The organism is Micromonospora parva (assembly GCF_040649675.1).
Taxonomy (GTDB): Bacteria; Actinomycetota; Actinomycetes; order Mycobacteriales; family Micromonosporaceae; genus Micromonospora; species Micromonospora parva.
Genome location: NZ_JBEZFX010000007.1, coordinates 220,323 through 240,016, shown reverse-complemented (window position 1 = coordinate 240,016; position 19,694 = coordinate 220,323). Strand labels below are relative to the sequence as shown.

Sequence of the window (19,694 nt, the reverse complement as noted above, 5' to 3'; positions counted from 1 at the left end):
AGGAACGGACAGGGCGCACGTGAGCCTAGTCTCGCGGGCCACCGACGGATCGCAGGCGTCACGTGCGCGAGGATGGTCGACATGCGCATCGTGGTTCTGGCCGGCGGCATCGGCGGCGCCCGGTTCCTGCTCGGGGTCCGGGCGTACGCCCGTGACGTCGGCGCGGAGGTGACCGCCGTGGTCAACGTCGGCGACGACCTGTGGTTACACGGGTTGAAGATCTGCCCTGACCTGGACAGCGTCATGTACACGCTCGGCGGGGGTGCCGACCCGGAGCGGGGTTGGGGTCGGGTCGGCGAGAGTTGGACGGTCAAGCAGGAGCTGGCCGCGTACGGGGCACAGCCGACCTGGTTCGGCCTCGGCGACAAGGACATCGCCACCCACCTGGTCCGCAGCACGATGCTCAACGGCGGTTACCCGTTGAGCGCGGTCACCGAGGCGCTGGCCAGCCGCTGGGAGCCGGGCGTGCGCCTGGTGCCGGCGACGGACGACCGGCTGGAGACCCACGCCGTGGTGGAGGACGACCAGGGGCAGCGGGCGATCCACTTCCAGGAGTGGTGGGTGCGGTACCGGGCCGACATCCCCACCCACCGTTTCGTGTTCGTCGGCGCGGAGACGGCGAAGCCGGCACCCGGGGTGCTGGACGCGATCGCCTCGGCCGATGTGGTGTTGATCGCACCCAGCAACCCGGTGGTGAGTGTCGCGCCGGTGCTGGCCGTACCGGGGCTGCGGGAGGCCGTGGCGGGCGGCCCGGCGCCGGTGGTGGGCGTCTCCCCGATCATCGGCGGCGCGCCGGTGCGGGGGATGGCCGACCGTTGTCTGGCAGTGCTCGGTGTCGAGTGCAGCGCGGCGGGGGTGGGTCGCCTCTACGGCGGCCGGGCCAGCGGCGGTCTGCTCGACGGTTGGCTGGTGGCCGAGGAGGACGCGGGCACTGTGGTGCCCGAGGTGACGGTCCGCGCGGTGCCGCTGCGGATGACCGACGAGGCGGCGACGGCGGCCATGGTCCGCGCCGCGGTGGAGTTGACGTGAGGTTGGAGATTCTGCCGGTGCTCGGCATCGGCCACGTGACCGAGGGCGACGACCTGGCCGCGGTGATCGCGACCGCCGCGCCGTGGCTGCGCAACGGCGACGTGCTGGTGGTGACCAGCAAGATCGTTTCCAAGGCGGAGGGGCGACTGGTCGACGTGCCGGCGGACGGACCGGAACGGCTGGCCGCCCGGGACGAGGTGCTGGCCGGTGAGACCGCCCGGGTGGTGGCCAGTCGGGGGGCGACCCGGATCGTGCAGACCCATCACGGCTTCGTGATGGCCTCGGCGGGGATCGACGCGTCGAACGTGGACAAGACCCGGCTGGTGCTGTTGCCGGTCGACCCGGACGCCTCGGCGCGGGCCTTGCGGGACGCGCTGCGGGAGCGCTACGACCTGGACCTGGCGGTGATCATCAGCGACACGATGGGTCGGCCCTGGCGCAACGGGCTCACCGACGTGGCGCTCGGGGTGGCCGGGATGCCGGCCATCCGTGATCACCGGGGCGAGGTCGACCCGTACGGCAACGAGTTGCAGTTGACCCAGATGGCCGTGGTGGACGAGTTGGCGGGTGCCGGCGAGCTGATCAAGGGTAAGTGTGATCAGGTCCCGGTCGCGGTGGTGCGGGGCTACCTGCCCGCCACCGAGCCGGACGACGCCGGTGGCGCGCGGGCGCTGATCCGCGACGCGGCACAGGACCTGTTCTCGCTCGGCACCGCCGAGGCCCGCGCCGCCGGGCTGTCCGACGCCGCCACGCTCGCCGATGGTCCCGGTCCGATGCCAGCCGACCTGACCGCGGTGCGACGGGCCATCGACGCGGTCGCCGGGGTGGTCTCCCCCGGCACGGTCTTCACAGTGGTCGACGAGGCCGAGGTACGCGCTGGTCTGGTCGCCGAGATGCCCGGGTGGCCGGAGGGCGCGGCCCTGCTGCTCGGCTCGGCCCCGACCCCCGTCGAGCCGATGGGTCTGGTCCGCTTCGGCGCCGACCTGCACCGACTGCGCGTCGCCCTGGCCGCCGAGGGCGTCGGGTCGACGATGTTGCCGCCACCTCCCGGCAGCTCGGCGAGCGCCGCCCTCGCCCTGTAGCAGGGCGGGCGCGGCCCTCGTCCGGCAGCCCGGCCAGCGCCGCCTGCGCCCGGTAGCCCGGCCAGCGCCGTCTGCGCCCGGTAGCCCTGGCGAGCGCCGCCCCCCCGCCCGGTAGCTCAGCGAGCGCCGCCTGCGCGCTGCGATGCCGGCGAATGCCTCAGCCGGCTGGAGACGGCCGGGTCACGCGTCCAGCATGGCCCGGCCCAGCGGGGTCAGCGTGTGCAGCACACTGTTGCGTTCCCGGTGGCTGACCAGCAGGCCAGCGTTGCGCAGCACAGTGGCGTGCTGGCTCGCCGCGGCCGGTGAGATGTTGAGCTGGCGGGCGACCTCGCCGGTGGTGCAGCCTTCGTCGCTGGCCTGCAACACCGCCGCCCTGGTGCGACCCAGCAGCGCGGCGAGCGATTCGCGGCCGGCACCAGGCGCGAACGCACCGTTGGCGTCGGTCGTCACCAGCCCGCCCAGCCGGTCCACCTGGTAGACCAGCACCGGTGGCAGTGCCGGGTCGAGCAGTGCTACCGGGATGGCCGCGCAGAAGAACGAGGGCACGAGCAGCAGCCCGCGGCCGTCCAGGTGCAGTTCCCGGCTGTGCGGGTAGCTGCGGATCTCCAGCACGCCACTGTCCCAGCGCATCGCCGGGCGGAAACTGGTGAGCAGGCCCTCGACTCCGCCGTCGAGCAATGCCCGGGCCCGTCGCGCGCGGTCCGCCGCCACAGCGGCCTGGATCCGACCCCAGTACGGGCTGATCGCCAGTGACCGGTACTGCTGCATCGAATCGGCCAGGTGGTGCAGCGCCGACACCTCACCCCGGGCCAGCGCGGTCGCCGAGGAGGGCAGCTGATTCTCGGTGGCCAGCACACTCAGGTCCCGGTGCAGCATCTCGATGGGCGTACGGCGCAGCGCGTCCAGCCCGGCCTCGAAGCCCTCGACGCTGGCGTACGGGGTGAGGAAGTCGGGGAAGTAACCGCGCGGCGGGTTCAGCGCGAAGAGCAGGCTGAGCTGCTCGGAGGCGGCGTCCTGGCGCAGCGCCCACGACACGCTGCGCCGCCAGTTGGCCGTCAGCGGATCGCGGGTGCGGCCGCGCAGCACGTGCAGGCTGAGGACCAGTTCCCAGACTGGGTCCGCCGCCGGCGCCACCCGGGTCCGGAGGATGTCCTCCCCAGAAAAGTGGATCTTCAGCATGGAGCGCTCCCGTGTCGCCGGCAGGGGGATGCCGGGTGACCGTTCGACTCTACCTGCACGGCAGTAATCTCCATCTTTAAGCCTGGAATGAAAAACCTCGACGCCCCCGGGGCCGGTTCGGCATGCTTCCACTGCCCGAACATGGCGCCGCGCGTCCTGGACGCCCGCGCCGCCGAGGCACCGGGACCGGGGAGGCCCCGGTGATCGGACGGCACCACGAGGGTCTGCGGCCCTTGCTCCGCAGAGGTGCCGTCCGGTCATCCCGCCCCCACGCCGTCTCAGCCGCCACAGCGCGCGACCGATGGTCCTCGTCCGCGCCGTGAGATCGGCCGGCCACCAGGAATTCGACGCGTCGCGGGGTCACCGAAGCGGCCCATCGGGTGGACGCTCGTACAGTGGCGTGGTGCCCGACACCGTGATCACCGGCCCGACCGCTCAACCGACCAACCCCGAGGCGTACGCGGCGCTGCACGCCGACGCCACCGCGTTGCTGGAGGGCTGGCAGCCGACCAGCCCGGACGCGGCCGGCGCGCGGGACCGGACCCTCGCCCTGCTCGCCGCCGGTCCGGTCGCCATGAGCCGGCAGCACCGTCCGGGGCACATCACCGCCAGTACGCTGGTGCTGGACTCCACTGGCTCCCGGGTGCTGCTCTGCCTGCACGGCAAGTTCGGGCGGTGGGTGCAGCTCGGCGGGCACTGCGAGCCGACCGACGAGACCCTCGTCGCCGCGGCCCTGCGCGAGGCCACCGAGGAGTCCGGAATCGCCGGCCTGCGCATCGACCCGGTGCCGATCGACGTGGACGTGCACCAGGTGCAGTGTCAGGGCGGCTCGGCGCACCACGACGTCCGGTTCGCCGTGCTGGCCCCGCCCGACGCGGTGGAGCAGGTCAGCGACGAGGCCGAGGAGCTGGGCTGGTTCCCGGCGGACCAGCTGCCCGAGCCGCTGGCCGGCGGGACCGTGCAAATGGTCGCGCCGGCCCTCGCAGCCCTCAGACGTAGCCCTCTTCGCCTCGCTCCTTGAGCTCGTCGACCAGGGCCTTGACGTCCTGCGCCCGGTCGCGCGGGCAGACGAGCACCGCGTCGGGGGTGTCCACCACGATCAGGTCGTGCAGTCCGAGGACGGCCACCAGCCGGCCCGACTGCGGCACCACCACGAGGTTGGTGCTGTCCCGCAGGAGCACGCCCGGCTTGGCTTCCGTGCCGAGCACCACGTTGTTCGCCTCGTCGGCCGGCAACACCTCGCCCAGGGTGTGGAAGTCACCGACGTCGTTCCAGCCGAAGTCACCCGGCACCGTCGCGACCCGACCGGCAGTGGCCGCGCCCTCCATCACCGCGTAGTCGACGGAGATCTTCGGCAACGTCGGCCAGATCGCGCCCAGGACGTCGTCCTGCTCCGGTGTGCCCCAGGCGGCGGCGATCGCGGCGACGCCGGCGTGCAGCGCCGGCTGCTGGCGGGCCAGCTCGGCGAGGAAGACGTCCACCCGCCACACGAACATGCTCGCGTTCCACAGGTGCCGGCCCGAACGGACGTACGCCTCGGCGACCTCGGCGGCCGGCTTCTCCTTGAACTCGGTCACCGGCCGCCACGGCACACCGTCGGTCGGGTCACCGGTCTCCAGGTAGCCGTAGCCGGTCTCCGCGCGGGTCGGGGTGATCCCGACGGTCATCAGCATGCCCTGCTCGGCCCCGTGGACCGCCTCCTGGACCGTGCAGACCCAGCTGTCCGGGTCGCGGATCAGGTGGTCGGCGGCGAAGCTGCCCATCACCGCGTTCGGGTCGCGCGTCGCGATCACCGCGGCGGCCAACGCGATCGCCGCGCAGGAATCCCGGGGCGAGGGCTCGACCAGGATGTTCTCCTCCGGCAGAACGGTCAGCTGCCGTGCCACCGCCGTGACGTGCGCGGCGCCGGTGACCACAAGGGTCCGATCCGGTGTGGTCAGCGGCGCGAGCCGTTCCACTGTCGCCTGGAGCAGCGAGGCGCTGGTGCCAGTGAGCGGGTGGAGGAACTTGGGATGGCCAGCACGGGACAACGGCCACAACCTTGTGCCGCTGCCACCTGCCGGAATGACCGCATAGAGCATCCGCACATCATGCCCGACGTACCTACCCAAAGTGGCCCGGGTCACCAGCAGTGGCGCGGCGGGTCAGGAGCGGGCGCGGCTCCACGCGGCGATGTGCACCTCGGCGCTGGACTCCCAGGTGAATTCCTTGGCCCGGTCGACCCCCGCCTTCGCCAGCGACAACCGCCGCTGCTCGTCGTCGAGCAGAGCGGCCAGGTCGATGCCGATCTGCTCCGGATCCTCCGAGGTGTACGCGACCGCGTCGCCACCCACCTCGGGCAGTGAGAGCCGGGGCGTGGTCAGCACCGGGGCTGCGCACGCCATCGCCTCCAGGATCGGCAGCCCGAACCCCTCGCCGTAGGACGGGTACGCCGCGACCAGCGCGCCACCGAGGAAACCCGGCAGGTCGGCGTAGCGCAGATAGCCGGGACGCAGCAGACGCAGGTGCGACGGCACCTCGGCCACCGCCCGGTCGATGTCGTCGTCGTGCCCCTGCCCACCGGCGATCACCAGGGCCGGCGGGTCGACCCGGTCAGCCACCGCCCGCGCCCACCCACGGATCAGGTTGGGCACGTTCTTCCGTGGCTCCTTGGCACCGAGGAACGCGACGTAGCTGCTGTTGCCCAACCCCAGACGGGCGCGTACGCGGGCCTTCTCCTCCTCGGTGGGAGCGTGGAAGGCCGCCTGGTCGACGCCGTGGTAGGCCACGTCGATCCGCGTCGGGTCGGCGTCGAGCAGCCGGATCAGCTCGTCGCGGGTGGCCTTGCTGGGCACGATCACCCGGTCGGCGCGGCGCAGCGAGGTCTTGATGGCGCTGCGGAAGAACGTGCGGCGCGACTTGTCGTAATGCTCCGGCTCGGTGAAGAACGTCGCGTCGTGCACGGTGACCGTGACCGGACACCCGGCCCGCAGCGGGCAGGTGTAGAAGGGCGAGTGCAGCACGTGTGCGCCCACCTGCTGGGCGAGCAGCGGCAGGCCGGTCTGCTCCCAGGCCAGCCGGGCCGGGCGGTGCGCCACGGCGGCCGGAGCGGGGATGATCTCCGCGCCGGGCAGCATGCGGGTGTAACGCTCCAGGTCGGTGCGGAGACTGACCACCGCCAGTTCCACCCCCGACCCACACACCTTGCCGAGGGCACCGAGCAGACCGTCAACGTATCGACCGACACCACCACGGTCGGCGGGGACACTCGTGGCGTCGATGAGCACGCGGGGCGGGCGACCGGCGGTCACGGGGCGACTCCTTGCACTGGCGGGTCTGTGGGGAACAACACTCCGGGGGTCAAGCCTACGCCGGGGCGCGGGTCCGACGCTGACTGCGACCCGACGGTACGCCGACTTGTCATCGTCATTGAGTACGGCCCGCACTGGCGTATCGTTCGCGCCGATGGCCGACAACATTGCCCGGGTGTTCGCCGACGCGATCGCGACCGACCCGACCCGACCGCTGCTCACCTGGTACGACGACGCCACCGGCGACCGCACCGAACTCTCCGGCGTCACCCTGGCGAACTGGGTGGCGAAGACCGCCAACCTCCTCGTCGACGAGGTGGGCCTCGCGCCGGGCACCCCGGCCGGTGTGCTGTTGCCGCCACACTGGCAGACCGCTGCGGTGCTGCTGGGGTGCTGGTCGGCCAAGCTGAGCGTGGTCGACACACCGGGTGACGTGGGCGTGCTCTTCGCCGCCGTGGACCAGTTCGACGAGGCGCAGTCGTGGTCGGCCGACGAGCGGTACGCCCTCGGGCTGGCCCCGCTCGCCGCCCCGCTGCGGCAGGTGCCGCCCGGGTTCGCCGACTACGTCGTCGAGGTGCGCGGACACGGCGACCACTTCACGCCGCAGTCCGGTCCGGGCCCCACCGACGCGCACCTGCTGAGCCGGGCCGAGGTCCGTGCCACCGAGTTGGGCATCGAGCCCGGCGCACGGGTCCTCGTGGACGCCACCCGCCACCCCGATCCGGTCGACTGGCTGCTGGCTCCCCTGACCCGGGCCGCCACCGTTGTCCTCTGCGCCAACCCGGACCCGGCCCGCCTGGCGCCCAGGCTCACGGCGGAAAAAGTCACCCACTCCCTCCCCAGCTAACCTCCCCACCCAACCCCACCCCACCCCACCCCACCGCGATCCTGCAGTTTCTGTTGTCGATATGCATTGAATGCCCCTTATGTCGGAGCAGAAAGTGCAAGATCGACGGGGTGGGTGGGCAGGGTGGGTGGGGGCGGGGCGGGGCGGGTCAGGCTTTGGGGCGGCGTTGGGCCAGGGCGGCGAAGGCGGTCAGCGACTCGGGGTTGACCAGGGCGCCCTTGGCCGCCGCCTGGTCGACCGGGGTGCCGGTGAGGATCTTCTTGACCGGCACCTCCAGCTTCTTCGCCGAGAGCGTCCGGGGCACCGACCGCACCTGGTGGATCTCGTCGGGCACGTGTCGGGGTGAGAGCGCCGTCCGCAGTTCACGGCAGATCTTCGTGCGCATCGGGTCGTCCAACTCCAGACCGTCGGCCAGCACCACGAAGAGCAGCAGCTCACCGGCGCCGCCCTCATCGTCCTCCAGGTGCACGACGACCGAGTCGAGCACCTCGTCGAGCCCCTCGACCACGGAGTAGAACTCGGCGGTGCCGAGCCGGACCCCACCGCGGTTGAGGGTGGCGTCGGAACGCCCGGTGATCACACACCCACCCCGCTCGTTGATGGTGATCCAGTCGCCGTGTCGCCAGACGCCCGGGTAGACGTCGAAGTACGCCTCCGCGTAGCGGGTGCCGTCAGTGTCGTTCCAGAAGCCCACCGGCATGCTCGGCATCGGTTCGGTGATCACCAGCTCGCCGAGTTCGCCGATCACCGGCGTGCCGTCGGCGGAACGGGCCTCCACCTTGGCGCCCAACGCCCGGCAGGCGATCTCACCGGCGTACACCGGCAGCAGCGGCACCCCGCCGACGAAACCCGTGCACACGTCGGTGCCGCCGGAGAGCGACTGGAGCTGGAGGTGGTCGCCGACGGTCTCGTACACCCAGCGGAAGCCCTCGGCGGGCAGCGGCGCACCAGTGGAACCCACGCCGCGTACCGCCGACAGGTCGGCGACGTCTCGGGGGACCAACCCGGCCTTGCGGCAGGCCAGCAGGTACGGCGCGGACGTGCCGAAGTACGTGGTGCCGGTCTCCGCCGCCATCCGCCACAACCCGCCGAGGTCGGGCTCAGCCGGCCGGCCGGGCTCCGCGCGGACCGCCGGGTTGCCGTCGAAGAGCACGATGCTCGCGCCCACCGCCGGCCCGGAGACCAGGAAGTTCCACATCATCCACCCGGTGGTGGTGAACCAGAAGAACCGGTCGGCCGGGCCCAGGTCGTGGTGCAGGGCCAGCATCTTCAGGTGCTCCAGCAGGATGCCGCCGTGGCCGTGCACGATCGGCTTCGGCAACCCGGTGGTGCCCGAGGAGTAGAGCACGTAGAGCGGGTGGTCGAACGGCACCGGCGTGAACGTCAACGGCTCGTCCACGGGCGCGGCCAGCTCGGCCCAGCTCAGCGCACCGTCGGGCGCGGGGCCCGCCGGGTCGAGGTAGCCGATGCTGACGGTGTGCCGCAGTGACGGCAGGGCGGCCCGGATCGCGGCCACCTCGGCGCGGCGGTCCACCGGCTTGTCGCCGTACCGGTACCCGTCCACGGCGACCAGCACCGTCGGTTCGATCTGCTGCCAGCGGTCGGTGACGCTGCGGGTGCCGAACTCGGGGGCGCAGGACGAGAAGATGGCGCCCAGGCTGGCGGTGGCCAGCAGCAGGACGTACGTCTCGCCGATGTTCGGGGCGTACGCCGCCACCCGGTCACCGGCGGTGACGCCGAGCCGGCGCAGCCCGGCCGACACCCGGCGGACCTGCTCGCGCAGCTCCCCGGCGGTCAGCGTGACCGGCGGGCGCGTCTGCCCGTGGGAGATCACCATCGGGTCGTCGTCGCCCCGACCCGGCATCCGCAGCACGTTCTCGGCGTAGTTGAGCGTGGCGCCGGGGAACCAACGGGCGCCCGGCATCACCCGCTGCCCCAGGGTCGCGGTCGGCGGGGTGTGTGCGATCACCTCGAAGTGGTCCCAGATCGAGCGCCAGAACCCGTCCAGATCGGTGGTGGACCAGCGCCACAACGCGTCGTAGTCGGCGAAGTCCAACCCGCGGTGCTCCCGCAGCCAGCGCAGGTAGGCGCCGATCCGGGACCGCTCGCGTACGTCCGCCGGCGGCGCCCACAGCATGTCACCCACTGGTCCACCCTCCCCCTGGCCCGACACGACACTGTGACTGGGCCGTGGCGCCATCTTGCCCTACCTCGAAGCGCCATTCTGCGCACCGGGTAGGCCGACCGACGCGTGCCCGTCCCACACTCCAACCCACCACCTCATGTGGGTCAGCCCGCGCGGTGGGCCTGGATGGCTCGACGGCGGGCGAGGCGGTGCGCCCGGCGGATCTCCGCCTCCTTGTACCGCCGCTCGTCCTCCGCGGTCTCCGGCAGCACCGGGCGGACCGCGCGCGGCGCCCCACCGACGTCCACGCCGACGAACACCAGGTACGCGGTGGCCACCCGGACCGGCGCGTCCTCGGCCGAGTCCCACCGCTCGGCGACCACCCGTACGCCCACCTCCATCGAGGTCTGGCCGGTCCAGTTCACCTGGGCGTGGGCGTGCACGAGGTCGCCGACCCGGACCGCCTCCGAGAAGACGATCTCGTCGATCGCCGCGGTCACCGCCGTTCCGCCGCTGTGCCGGGCGGCAGCGGCCCCGGCCACGTCGTCGACGAACTTCATCAGAACCCCACCGTGCACGGTGCCGTAGAGGTTGACGTCCACCGCCGTCATGATCTTGCTGAGAGTGACGCGCGAGTACGACGTCGGCTTGCCGTTCGGAGCGGCGGAGAGGTGCTCAGTCATGTCGAAAACGGTACGGTGCGCGGATGCGACATCTCTGGAGCTTCCTCGCCGGGCTGGTGGTGGCACCCATCACCTGGGTGCTGGTCACACTCGGGCAGGACGGGTCGAGCCGGACGGTCGACCGCTGGGTGGAGATCGGCACGTTCAACACCGCCAACCTGATCGAGCCGGCCGTGTACCTCGGTGTCGGCGGTGTCCTGCTGGGCCTGCTCGGCACGCTGCGCTTCTCACCGCTGGGCCCGTTGGTGGCGGGGGCGCTGCTGGTCACCCCGTACATCGGGATGTTCGTGGCGCCCTTCTCGGTGCGGGACGCGATCCCGCACGAGTGGAAGGTGTTCGGCGACCCGCTGCCGCTGCGCCTGCCCGTGGAGAACGGCACGCTCTTCCTGATCGGCATGCTGCTGCTGATGGCGACCTTCAGCCAACAGCGGTGGCGGCAGTGGCCGACCCCGGCGGCCGTTCCGGCCACGGCACCCGCCCCCGCGTCGGACGGAGGCCCCCGCAACGACGACTTCACGTTGACCGACTGGCCGCCCCCCGCGGCGGCGGAGCGGGACACCGCGCCGGTCACTCTGGGTTACCCGGCCGACTCGACACCGACCGAACCGCTGCCCCGCCGGGTGGGTGGCGAATCACCCTGGTCCGCCCCACCGCGCGGTCAGCCGCGCCCCGAGGACACCACCGAGATCCGCTGATCGTCGGGGCGGGCCGGTTTCACCGGCCCGCCCTCCGTCTCTCCCGCGCGACGACGGGGCCCGCTGCGGCGCGACCGCTGGGCGTTGTCAGTGCAGCGCGACAGCCAGGTCCGGGTCGACAGTGCCGAGGCTGGCGCGCGGAACGACAACGAGCATGACGATCAGCGCGGCGGCCATGCCGCCCGCGATGACGATCGCCATCGGTACGCTCCCCGTGCCGAACAGACCGGCCAGTGGCGCCGTCACCGCCCCGATGCCGAACTGCACCGCGCCGAGCAGCGCCGCGGCGGTGCCAGCGGCTTCGCTGTGCCGGCTCATGGCCAGCGCCGGCGCGTTCGGCAGGGCCAGCCCGGCGGCGGCCAGGACCAGCCACAACGACGCGAGCAGGGTACCCAGGCCACCGAATCCGGTCGCCGCGAACATGACCAGCAGCAGGCCGGCAGCCGTTCCGGCGATCAGGGCGCTGACCAGGATCTGCTGCGGGGTGTAGCGGCGCAGCAGCCGCACGTTGAACTGGGTGGCTCCGATCAGCCCCACCGCGCCGGCCCCGAAGGCGATGCCGAACTGCTGCTCGTCGAGGCCGTACTCCTGCTGCAGCACGAACGACGAACCCGAGACGTACGCGAACAGGGCCGCCATCGCCAGCCCGGCGACCAGCACCAGGCCGACGAACGCCCGGTCGTTGAGCAACCCCCGGTAGTCGCGCAGGGTGGCGCTCACCCCGCCGTGGCGCCGACGCGCCACCGGAAGGGTCTCCGGGAGCCGGAACGCGGCCACGACGATCAGCAGCGCGCCCAGCACCGCCAACGCCGCGAAGACACCCCGCCAGTCGGTCCAGCTCAGCAGGCCACTGCCCAGCGTCGGAGCGAGGATGGGTGCCAGGCCCATGACGAGCATCAGCCGGGAGAAGATCCGGGCGAACGAGGCCCCGCTGAACAGGTCGCGGACCACTGCCGTCGCGACCACCGTGGCGGCCGCGACACCGAGCCCCTGGAGTACGCGCAGCCCGCCGAGCACCGTGATGTTGGGTGCGAAGACGCACAGCACGGATGCCACGATGTGCGCGGCCAGACCGACCAGCAGCGGCACCCGCCGCCCGACCACGTCGGAGAGCGGCCCGATCAGCAACTGGCCCAGCGCGAGGCCGACGAGCGTGCCGGTCAGCGTCAACTGCACGGCGGTCTCGGTGGTCTGCAGGCCCGCCGTGATGGCGGGCAGGGCCGGCAGGTACATGTCGATGGTCAGGGGCCCGATCGCGATCAACGCGCCCAGCACGAGGACGAGTTGTGCCCGCTGACGATTGGTCATCAGGTCGCCGGGCAGTACCTCGGGCGCGACGGCGGCATCGCGTCCGGTCTTCTCCACCAACTGCTTCATCATCTCGATCTCTCTGCGGAAGCTGGTGCGTCGTCACGAGCGGCGGCGCGGGGCGTCGACCGGGCCGCGTGGACGCGGCGGCACGGTGTGGGGCGCTCGACGGTGGGCTGCGTGGACGTGACGAGGCAGGGGTCGTGGCGGGGGTGGCCGGGTGGGGCGATCATCCGAGGGTGATTCTGTCGGTCGGCAACACCTCGGCGGTGTGTGACGTTCCCGGTGTGTGGGGAGTCACCCCACCCCGTTCGGCCGAGCAAGCTGTGACCACTGTCACAGCACGATCAGAACCGGGGATGGGGTACGCGTCGTCTTGCCTGGTGTGAAGCGAAGTCTGGACGGTCTCGACGAGGGTGAACTCCTCCGCCGCGTCGCCCGGGGCGACCGGCGCGCGTTCGACGCGCTGTACCGGCGTACCGCCCCGTGGTTGACCGTGCGGCTGCGTCGACGCTGCGCCGACGAGGACATCGTGGCCGAGGTGCTCCAGGAGACGTACCTGGCGGTCTGGCGGTCGGCCGGCAGCCAGGCGCAGTCCACCTCCGGCAGCGCGGTGGGCTGGCTGTGGACGATCGCCGCGCACCGGCTGATCGACGCGTTCCGCCACCGGGCCCGACGCGAGCGGATCCCGACGGTACGCACCTTCGAACCCGTCGCCCCGGCGGCCGAGGACGAGGCGTTGGCCGGCGGGATGGACGCCAACCTGGAGAACGCCCTGCACGCGCTCCCCCCGGAACTGCGGCAGGTGCTGCGTTCGATGGTCCTCGACGGGCTGACCGCCCGGGAGACGTCGCTGCTGCTCGGCATGCCGGAGGGGACCGTGAAGACCCGCGCGAGACGCGCCCGAATCGCACTGCGGGAGGCGCTGTCATGACCGCTCACCCCACGCCCGCTCTCCTCTCCCACTACGCCTCGGGCGGGGTGGGTGTCGACGACGCGACCATCTGGGCGGTGGAGGCGCACCTGGAGACCTGCGCCGACTGCCGGGCACTGCTGACCCATACCGTCGACCCGGGCACGCGTGACCTGCTGGACCGGGTGGCCGGCGCCGTGGCCGCCGGGATCGCCACCGGCCCCGCACCGGTGCGTCGTCGGCGGCTACCGCGTACCGGGGTCGCCGCCCGGATCCTGCCCTGGCTCGCCACCGCCGCCGGGCTGATGCTGGCCGCGGTCCTGTTCGAGAAGACCTTCGCCAGCCTGCCGTCGCTGGTGCTGCTGGTCGCTCCGGTCGCGCCGCTGCTGCCGGTGGCCGCCGTCTGGAGTCGGCGGGGCGACCCGGTGTGGGAGTTGGCGGCCACCACACCCCGTACCGGCCTGCCGCTGTTGATGCGCCGTTCGTTGGGGGCGCTGGTAGCGGTCCTGCCGGTGCTCGCGGTGGCCGGCTGGGGCACCGGGCACTCCCCCGGCCTCTGGTTGCTGCCGGCGCTGGGCTTCACCGCCGGGGCGTTGGCGCTCGGCACCGTGGTGGGGATCGACCGGGCCGCACTGGGGTTGGCGCTCGCCTGGTCCCTGGGTGTCGTGGCGCCGAGCCTGGTCGGCGGGCGACTCCCGGCCGTCCTCGCCGGCAGCAGCCTGACCGGTTGGGCGCTCGCCACAACGCTGCTGCTGGCCGTGGTCTTCGTCCAGGCCCGATGGCGGTCGCAGCTGCCCACCAGCACGTTCCGATGACGAGATCCAGCCAGCACCGAATGGAGACACGATGATGCGTACGGTCAGCGTGGCGGAGACCGCGCCGTCCACCTACGCGTGGGCGGTGCACGCCGAGACGTTGCGGGTCCGGGCCGGCCGACACCTGGCGGTCAACGGTCTGGACCTGAGGTTGGGCACCGGCGTGCACGGGCTGCTCGGCCCCAACGGCGCCGGGAAGACCACGTTGATGCGAGCCCTGGCCACCGTGGTGAAGCCGGCCGGTGGGCGGCTGACACTGCTCGGTGAGGAGGTCACCGCCGGTGCCGACCTGCGCCAGGTCCGCCGCGGCCTGGGGTACCTGCCGCAGCACTTCGGCTTCTACCCGCGCTTCACCGTCCGCGAGTTCGTCGAGTACATCGCCTGGCTCAAGGAGATGCCGAAGGCGGTCATCCCTGGCGCTGTGCAACGGGCCGTCGAACGGGTCGGCCTGGCGGACCGTGCCGACTCCCGCATGAAGACGCTGTCCGGCGGGATGCTGCGCCGCGCCGGCATCGCCCAGGCGATCGTCAACGATCCGACGGTGCTGCTGCTCGACGAGCCGACGGTCGGCCTGGACCCGGAGCAACGCCTCGACTTCCGTGAGCTGCTGCGGGAGATCGGCCTGGACAGTTGCGTACTCGTCTCCACCCACCTGGTGGAGGACGTCGCGGTGGCCTGCACCGACGTGGTGCTGGTCAGCGAGGGTCGGTTGGTGTGGCAGGGCAGCACGGGAGAGCTGGCCGCGCAGGGCGGCGACGCCGACGCCGGCGACAGCGCCACCGAACGCGGCTACTCGTCGTTGCTGCGCGCCCACCGGGAGCGGGTGTCGGCGTGACCGGACGAATCCTCCGCATCGAGCTACGCCGGTCGGCGGCTCTGGGCGTCGGCCTGTTGTTGCTGGTGACCGGCGCGGCGTTGCTCCTGTCGTCCACCCAGTTCTTCGCGGGGCGGTGGATGCAACTGGCGGTGCTCGCCCGGTCGACGCTGATCATGCTGCTGCCACTCGCGCTGGCCGGTGGGGCGTGGCTGGGGCGGCGCGACGCGCGCTGCCGCGTCAACGAGTTGTTCGCCAGCACCGTCCGGCCACGGTGGCAGCGGGTCGTGCCGACCGCCAGCGCTCTCGCGGTCACTGTGGTCGCCGCGTACGTCGTGGTCTTCCTGGTGGCCGCCGGGTGGGTGGTGCCGACGGCGGGATATTTCCCGAGCGCGACGATCGTCGTCGCCGCGGTCGGCGTTCCGGCGCTGATCGCCGCCGGTTGGCTGGGCATGGCCGCCGGCCGGGCCGTGCCCCGGGTGATCACCGCGCCGGTCCTCGCGGTGCTCGGGTTCGTCCTGGTGGCGTTGGTGCCGGAGTGGATCACGGCACCCGCGACGGGCGCGGAGATCGGGCAGTTCCGGCAGGAACCGGCGGGGGTGCTGCTCCTACCGACGTTCACCGGCCTGGACGACTTCCAGACGATCGCGACCCGGGTCAGCCTGCTGCAGGCGCTGTGGCTGGTGTCTCTCGCCGTGACCGGCCTGCTGCTGCTCGGCGCCGTCCGTCGCCGCGCCGTCGCGTTCGCCGTGCTCCCGGCGCTGCTCGGCGTCGCGGTCGCCCTACCGCTCCTGCCCGTCGGCGGAGCCCGCGGGGCGGCGGTCGTCGACCCGGTCGCCGTCGAGCTGGTGTGCGACAACGACGGCCCGCAGGTCTGCGTGACGCGGACGCACGCCGCGCTGCTGCCGGACGTGGTGGGCCCGGCCCGGCAGGCGCTCGCCATGATGGCGGCGAAGCTGCCCAACGCACCGGTCCGGGCGGTCCAGACGCAACAGGTCACCTACTGGGCGCGGCCGGACCCGGACACTGCCCCGGCCCGGCACTCCGCCGACACGATCGTCTTCGACACCCCCACCATCAACCGGGTGGGGCGCGCCGACCTGTCCGGTGACTACTTCCTGCCGGCCCTGCTGGAGGCCGCCTGGCGGCAGGAGTGCGGCGACCAGTCGGTGCGGGGCGACGTGTACGAGGCCCGGATGGTCGCCGCCGCCTGGCTGACCGGTCGGCCACCGGCCCCGCAGCCCGGGTGGCCCCCGTCGGAGATGGCCCAGCTGGTGGGCGCGTACCAGGCGCTGGTCAACCTCCCGGAGGTCGAACAACGACGTCGGATGGCGGCGGCCCGCGAGGGTGCCCTGGCCTGCCGGGACGACGAGCTGGTGGCGAACGTGCCGACGGGCCGGCCGTGAGGTTCCTCCAGCTGCACCTGCGCGCCCGCCGGGTACCCCTCGCCCTGGCCACCGTGACCGCGTTGATCGCACTGGCCTGGGCGCTGTCGCTGGCCTACACCGACTCGGCGACCATCAGCGCCCGGACGGCCAGCCTCGCCATCATGCTGGCGGTGGTCGCGGTCGGCAGCACGCTCGACGGCGCCGACGGGGCCCTCGACCACACCATGGCGGTCAACTGGCCGGTACGGCGCGCCGGTCATCTGCTGCTCGCCGCCGCCGCGATCACCGCGCTGCTGTCCCTCAGCATGGTCACCGACGCGCGTTACGAGCCGTTCGCGGTGACGGTGCGCAACACCGCGGGGCTGCTCGGGCTCACCGCGCTCGGCGCCACGGTGCTGGGTGCCGCCCTGTCCTGGATCGCCCCGCTGACCTGGACCCTGATCGCGGTACTGCCGATCATGGTGCCCAGCCGGGACCTGAAGATGCAGGTCGCCGGCTGGCTGATCCAACCTGCCGGGACCACCGCCGCCACCGCCTGCGCCGTCGTGCTGGCGGTGACCGGACTGCTCGCGTACGCGGTGCGGGGTTGCCCCGTGCGGCCGGTGAGTGAGACGTCCCCCGACCAGTGACGGACGTTCCGATGCTCCGGAGACCCCGGAGCATCGGAGCGAGCCCTAGACGACGTCGGCCAGCAGCTGCCGGGCCATGACGATCCGCTGCACCTGGTTGGTGCCCTCGTAGATCTGAGTGATCTTGGCGTCGCGCATCATCCGCTCGACCGGGTAGTCCCGGGTGTAGCCGTAGCCACCGAGCAGCTGCACCGCGTCGGTGGTGATCTCCATGGCGGCGTCGGAGGCGAAGCACTTCGCCGCCGCGCCGAAGTAGGTGAGATCCGCGTCGCCGCGCTCCGACTTGCCGGCCGCCGCGTACGTGAGCTGGCGGGCCGCCTCGAGCTTCATGCCCATGTCGGCGAGCATGAACTGGATGCCCTGGAACTCGGCGACCGCCTTGCCGAACTGTCGACGCTCGGCCACGTACCCCTTGGCGTAGTCGAGCGCGCCCTGCGCGATGCCGACGGCCTGCGCGGCGATGGTGACCCGGGTGTGGTCCAGGGTCTTCATCGCGGTCGCGAAGCCGGTGCCCTCCGCGCCGATCATCCGGTCGGCCGGGATCCGCACGTTGTCGAGGTAGACCTCGCGGGTGGGCGAGCCCTTGATGCCGAGCTTCTTCTCCGGCGCGCCGAAGCTCACCCCGGAATCGGACTTCTCCACCACGAAGGCGGAGATGCCACGGGAACGGGCGGACGGGTCGGTGACGGCGAAAACCGTGTAGAACTCGGACACGCCGGCGTTGGTGATCCAGCGCTTCACGCCGTTGAGCACCCAGTGATCCCCGTCACGTACCGCCCGGGTGGTCATGGACGCCGCGTCGCTGCCCGCCTCCGGCTCGGAGAGGCAGTACGAGAACATGGCGTCACCGGCCGCGACCGGCGTCAGGTAGCGACTCTTGATCTCGGCGGAACCGGCCAGCAGCAGTGGCATCGTGCCGAGTTTGTTCACCGCCGGGATCAGCGAGGAGGACGCGCAGGCACGGGCCACCTCCTCGATCACAATGGCGGTGGCCAGCGCGTCCGCCCCCGCGCCGCCGAATTCCTCCGGGATGTGCGGTGCGTGGAAGTCAGCCGCCCGCAACGCGTCGTAGGACGCCTTGGGAAACTCCCCGGTCTCGTCGGCCTCGGCGGCGTGCGGAGCCACCTTCGCGGCGCAGACCTCACGCACCGCTTCCCGGATCGCCTGGTGCTCATCGGGCAACCGGTAGACGTCGAACGACTCCCCTGCGGCCATCTCGGCCCTCCCCTTCACCGCTATCATGCGCAGTCTGTGACGACTCCTGACCGCCGACCGCGCAGACTGAAGACTAGCGACTGCAGTTCAGGTGATGTTACCGGCGCGTAGGCATGGGCAAGATGGTGCACCCGACGCGCTCAGCCATGATGAAGACCGAGACAGTGAGCTAGCCAGCGCGAGCGGAGAAGACAGGCGTGACGATCCCCTACCCCACCATCCAGCCGACCCCCGCCATCGCCGCGGTGACTCCGCCCTCGGGCGCTCCCCGGCCGCGGGTGACCTTCCTGGGAACTGGTTACCTCGGTGCGACGTACGCCATCTGCTACGCGGAACTGGGGTACGAGGTCCTCGGCTTCGACGTCGACGCCGACAAGATCGCAAAGCTGAACGCCGGCCAGGTGCCGATCCACGAGCCCGGCCTGGACGAGCTGCTGCGGCGCAATCTCGCCGCCGGCCGGCTCCGGTTCAGCACCGACATCGCCGAGACCGCCGACTTCGGTGACGTGCACTTCATCTGTGTCGGCACCCCGCAGCGGGCCGACGGCATGGGCGCCGACCTGTCGTACGTCGAGGCGTCGGTCACCAGCCTCGCGCAGCACCTGACCCGCAAGGCCCTGATCGTCGGCAAGTCCACCGTGCCGGTCGGCACCGCCGAGTGGGTCGAGCAGCTCGTCGACAAGCACACCCCCGACGGCCTGAACGTCGAGGTGGCGTGGAGCCCCGAGTTCCTCCAGGAGGGCTTCGCCGTCGACGACGTCCTGCGGCCCAACCGGATCGTGGTCGGCGTCAAGAGCGAGTGGGCCAACGGCATGCTCTACGCCGCCCACAAGGGCGTGTTCGACCTGGCCGCCACGGAGGACCGCGAGGTACCCCTGGTGGTCACCGACTTCTCCACCGCCGAGCTGGTCAAGGTCGCCGCGAACGCCTTCCTGGCCACCAAGATCTCCTTCATCAACGCGATGGCCGAGGTCTGCGAGGCCTCCGGCGGCGACGTCACCCAACTGGCCCGCGCGATCGGCTACGACCCGCGGATCGGCAACCGGTTCCTCCAGGCCGGTCTCGGCTTCGGCGGCGCCTGCCTGCCCAAGGACATCCGGGCCTTCCAGGCCCGCGCCCAGGAGCTGGGCGCCGGTGAGGCGCTGCGCTTCCTGCACGAGGTCGACCTGATCAACCTGCGCCGACGTACCCGGGTGCTTCAGCTCGCCGCGGACCTGCTCGGCCGCCGCTCGGGCCCGGCCGGCCCGGACTTCGCCGGCACCCGGATCGCCGTGCTCGGCGCCACCTTCAAGCCCAACACCGACGACGTCCGCGACGCCCCGGCGCTCGCCGTCGCCGCGCTGCTGCAGAAGGCCGGCGCCGACGTGCACGTGTACGACCCGCAGGGCACCGAGAACGCCCGCCGCGCCGTTCCCGAGCTGACCTACGAGGCCAGCATGAACGAGGCCGTCACCGACGCCGACCTGGTCTGCGTGCTCACCGAGTGGGCCGACTTCCGCAACGCCGACCCGGTCGCCCTGGGCGAGTTCGTCAAGGGCCGCAAGGTCGTCGACGGCCGCAACTGCCTCGACCCGGCACTGTGGACCCAGGCCGGCTGGGAGTACCGGGGCATGGGCCGCCCCTGACGGAACAGACGCCCACCGGCCGGTCATCGAGCATCTCGATGGCCGGCCGGTGTCGTT

The 19,694-nt window shown here is 72.1% G+C and carries 18 protein-coding genes; 11 read left to right on the top strand and 7 right to left on the bottom strand.

Translation table 11 applies throughout. From position 1 onward, the window contains the following. The first annotated feature begins 81 nt into the window (after positions 1–81). Positions 82–1,029 carry a 2-phospho-L-lactate transferase gene (gene cofD, locus AB0C03_RS19395; protein ID WP_030338274.1) on the top strand — a complete coding sequence of 316 codons (948 nt, stop codon included), beginning with the start codon at positions 82–84 and terminating at the stop codon, positions 1,027–1,029. Further along, entirely contained in the window at positions 1,026–2,111 is a 1,086-nt protein-coding gene (locus AB0C03_RS19390; protein WP_357638177.1) for a coenzyme F420-0:L-glutamate ligase, read from the top strand. Before cofD ends, AB0C03_RS19390 begins: the two co-directional genes overlap by 4 nt. 180 nt (positions 2,112–2,291) lie before the next feature. Here AB0C03_RS19390 and AB0C03_RS19385 read toward each other — a convergent pair whose 3' ends face one another. Then, on the bottom strand, positions 2,292–3,290 hold the full coding sequence (locus AB0C03_RS19385) for an ArsR/SmtB family transcription factor (protein ID WP_357638175.1): 999 nt from the start codon (positions 3,288–3,290) through the stop codon (positions 2,292–2,294). Positions 3,291–3,693: 403 nt separating this feature from the next. On the opposite strand from AB0C03_RS19385, the gene AB0C03_RS19380 reads away from it, so the two are divergent. Continuing rightward, complete coding sequence (locus AB0C03_RS19380) at positions 3,694–4,311, top strand: NUDIX hydrolase (RefSeq protein WP_357638172.1); 618 nt, start codon at positions 3,694–3,696, stop codon at positions 4,309–4,311. Here the strand turns inward: AB0C03_RS19380 and AB0C03_RS19375 are convergent. Together AB0C03_RS19375 and AB0C03_RS19370 are read right to left on the bottom strand one after the other, a co-directional pair. Continuing rightward, positions 4,280–5,371, bottom strand: coding sequence for a mannose-1-phosphate guanylyltransferase (locus AB0C03_RS19375; protein ID WP_030338283.1), 1,092 nt, complete (start codon positions 5,369–5,371; stop codon positions 4,280–4,282). The two genes, AB0C03_RS19380 and AB0C03_RS19375, sit on opposite strands and share 32 nt — an antisense overlap. A gap of 63 nt (positions 5,372–5,434) precedes the next feature. Next, a complete protein-coding gene (locus AB0C03_RS19370) occupies positions 5,435–6,580 on the bottom strand; it encodes a glycosyltransferase family 4 protein (RefSeq protein WP_030338285.1) in 1,146 nt (381 codons plus the stop codon). Positions 6,581–6,734: 154 nt separating this feature from the next. Here AB0C03_RS19370 and AB0C03_RS19365 point away from each other — a divergent pair, with 154 nt between their 5' ends. Beyond that, the gene (locus AB0C03_RS19365; RefSeq protein WP_210867090.1) at positions 6,735–7,427 is read left to right on the top strand and encodes a TIGR03089 family protein; all 693 of its coding nucleotides are present in this window, start codon (positions 6,735–6,737) and stop codon (positions 7,425–7,427) included. Positions 7,428–7,575: 148 nt separating this feature from the next. Here the strand turns inward: AB0C03_RS19365 and AB0C03_RS19360 are convergent, their stop codons facing one another. Together AB0C03_RS19360 and AB0C03_RS19355 are read right to left on the bottom strand one after the other, a co-directional pair. Next, on the bottom strand, positions 7,576–9,573 hold the full coding sequence (locus AB0C03_RS19360; protein ID WP_357638169.1) for an acetoacetate--CoA ligase: 1,998 nt from the start codon (positions 9,571–9,573) through the stop codon (positions 7,576–7,578). A gap of 143 nt (positions 9,574–9,716) precedes the next feature. Next, positions 9,717–10,235 (bottom strand): acyl-CoA thioesterase, encoded by a 519-nt coding sequence (locus AB0C03_RS19355; protein WP_030337966.1) that lies wholly within the window; start codon positions 10,233–10,235, stop codon positions 9,717–9,719. Between the two features lie 23 nt (positions 10,236–10,258). Here AB0C03_RS19355 and AB0C03_RS19350 point away from each other — a divergent pair, with 23 nt between their 5' ends. Continuing rightward, the gene (locus tag AB0C03_RS19350; RefSeq protein WP_357638167.1) at positions 10,259–10,930 is read left to right on the top strand and encodes a hypothetical protein; all 672 of its coding nucleotides are present in this window, start codon (positions 10,259–10,261) and stop codon (positions 10,928–10,930) included. 87 nt (positions 10,931–11,017) lie between these two features. On the opposite strand, the gene AB0C03_RS19345 is transcribed toward AB0C03_RS19350, so the two are convergent. Beyond that, positions 11,018–12,310: a multidrug effflux MFS transporter gene (locus AB0C03_RS19345; RefSeq protein WP_245233792.1), complete on the bottom strand. Its 1,293-nt coding sequence runs from the start codon at positions 12,308–12,310 to the stop codon at positions 11,018–11,020. Between the two features lie 313 nt (positions 12,311–12,623). Here AB0C03_RS19345 and AB0C03_RS19340 point away from each other — a divergent pair, with 313 nt between their 5' ends. Genes AB0C03_RS19340 through AB0C03_RS19320 form a run of 5 tightly spaced genes read left to right on the top strand, consistent with a single transcriptional unit; the run spans position 12,624 to position 16,797 of the window. Then, a complete protein-coding gene (locus tag AB0C03_RS19340) occupies positions 12,624–13,172 on the top strand; it encodes an RNA polymerase sigma factor (RefSeq protein ID WP_051708902.1) in 549 nt (182 codons plus the stop codon). Continuing rightward, a complete protein-coding gene (locus tag AB0C03_RS19335; protein WP_357638165.1) occupies positions 13,169–13,966 on the top strand; it encodes a hypothetical protein in 798 nt (265 codons plus the stop codon). The genes AB0C03_RS19340 and AB0C03_RS19335 overlap by 4 nt, the downstream gene beginning before the upstream one ends. Positions 13,967–14,000: 34 nt before the next feature. Further along, complete coding sequence (locus AB0C03_RS19330) at positions 14,001–14,801, top strand: ABC transporter ATP-binding protein (protein WP_156058026.1); 801 nt, start codon at positions 14,001–14,003, stop codon at positions 14,799–14,801. Next, the gene (locus tag AB0C03_RS19325) at positions 14,798–16,186 is read left to right on the top strand and encodes a hypothetical protein (protein WP_051708901.1); all 1,389 of its coding nucleotides are present in this window, start codon (positions 14,798–14,800) and stop codon (positions 16,184–16,186) included. The genes AB0C03_RS19330 and AB0C03_RS19325 overlap by 4 nt, the downstream gene beginning before the upstream one ends. Further along, complete coding sequence (locus tag AB0C03_RS19320) at positions 16,183–16,797, top strand: hypothetical protein (RefSeq protein ID WP_357638162.1); 615 nt, start codon at positions 16,183–16,185, stop codon at positions 16,795–16,797. Before AB0C03_RS19325 ends, AB0C03_RS19320 begins: the two co-directional genes overlap by 4 nt. A 45-nt stretch (positions 16,798–16,842) precedes the next feature. Here AB0C03_RS19320 and AB0C03_RS19315 read toward each other — a convergent pair whose 3' ends face one another. Then, on the bottom strand, positions 16,843–18,012 hold the full coding sequence (locus AB0C03_RS19315) for an acyl-CoA dehydrogenase family protein (RefSeq protein ID WP_030337958.1): 1,170 nt from the start codon (positions 18,010–18,012) through the stop codon (positions 16,843–16,845). 197 nt (positions 18,013–18,209) lie between these two features. Between AB0C03_RS19315 and AB0C03_RS19310 the strand changes: the two genes are divergently transcribed. Next, a complete protein-coding gene (locus AB0C03_RS19310; RefSeq protein ID WP_030337957.1) occupies positions 18,210–19,637 on the top strand; it encodes a UDP-glucose dehydrogenase family protein in 1,428 nt (475 codons plus the stop codon). Positions 19,638–19,694: the final 57 nt, after the last annotated feature.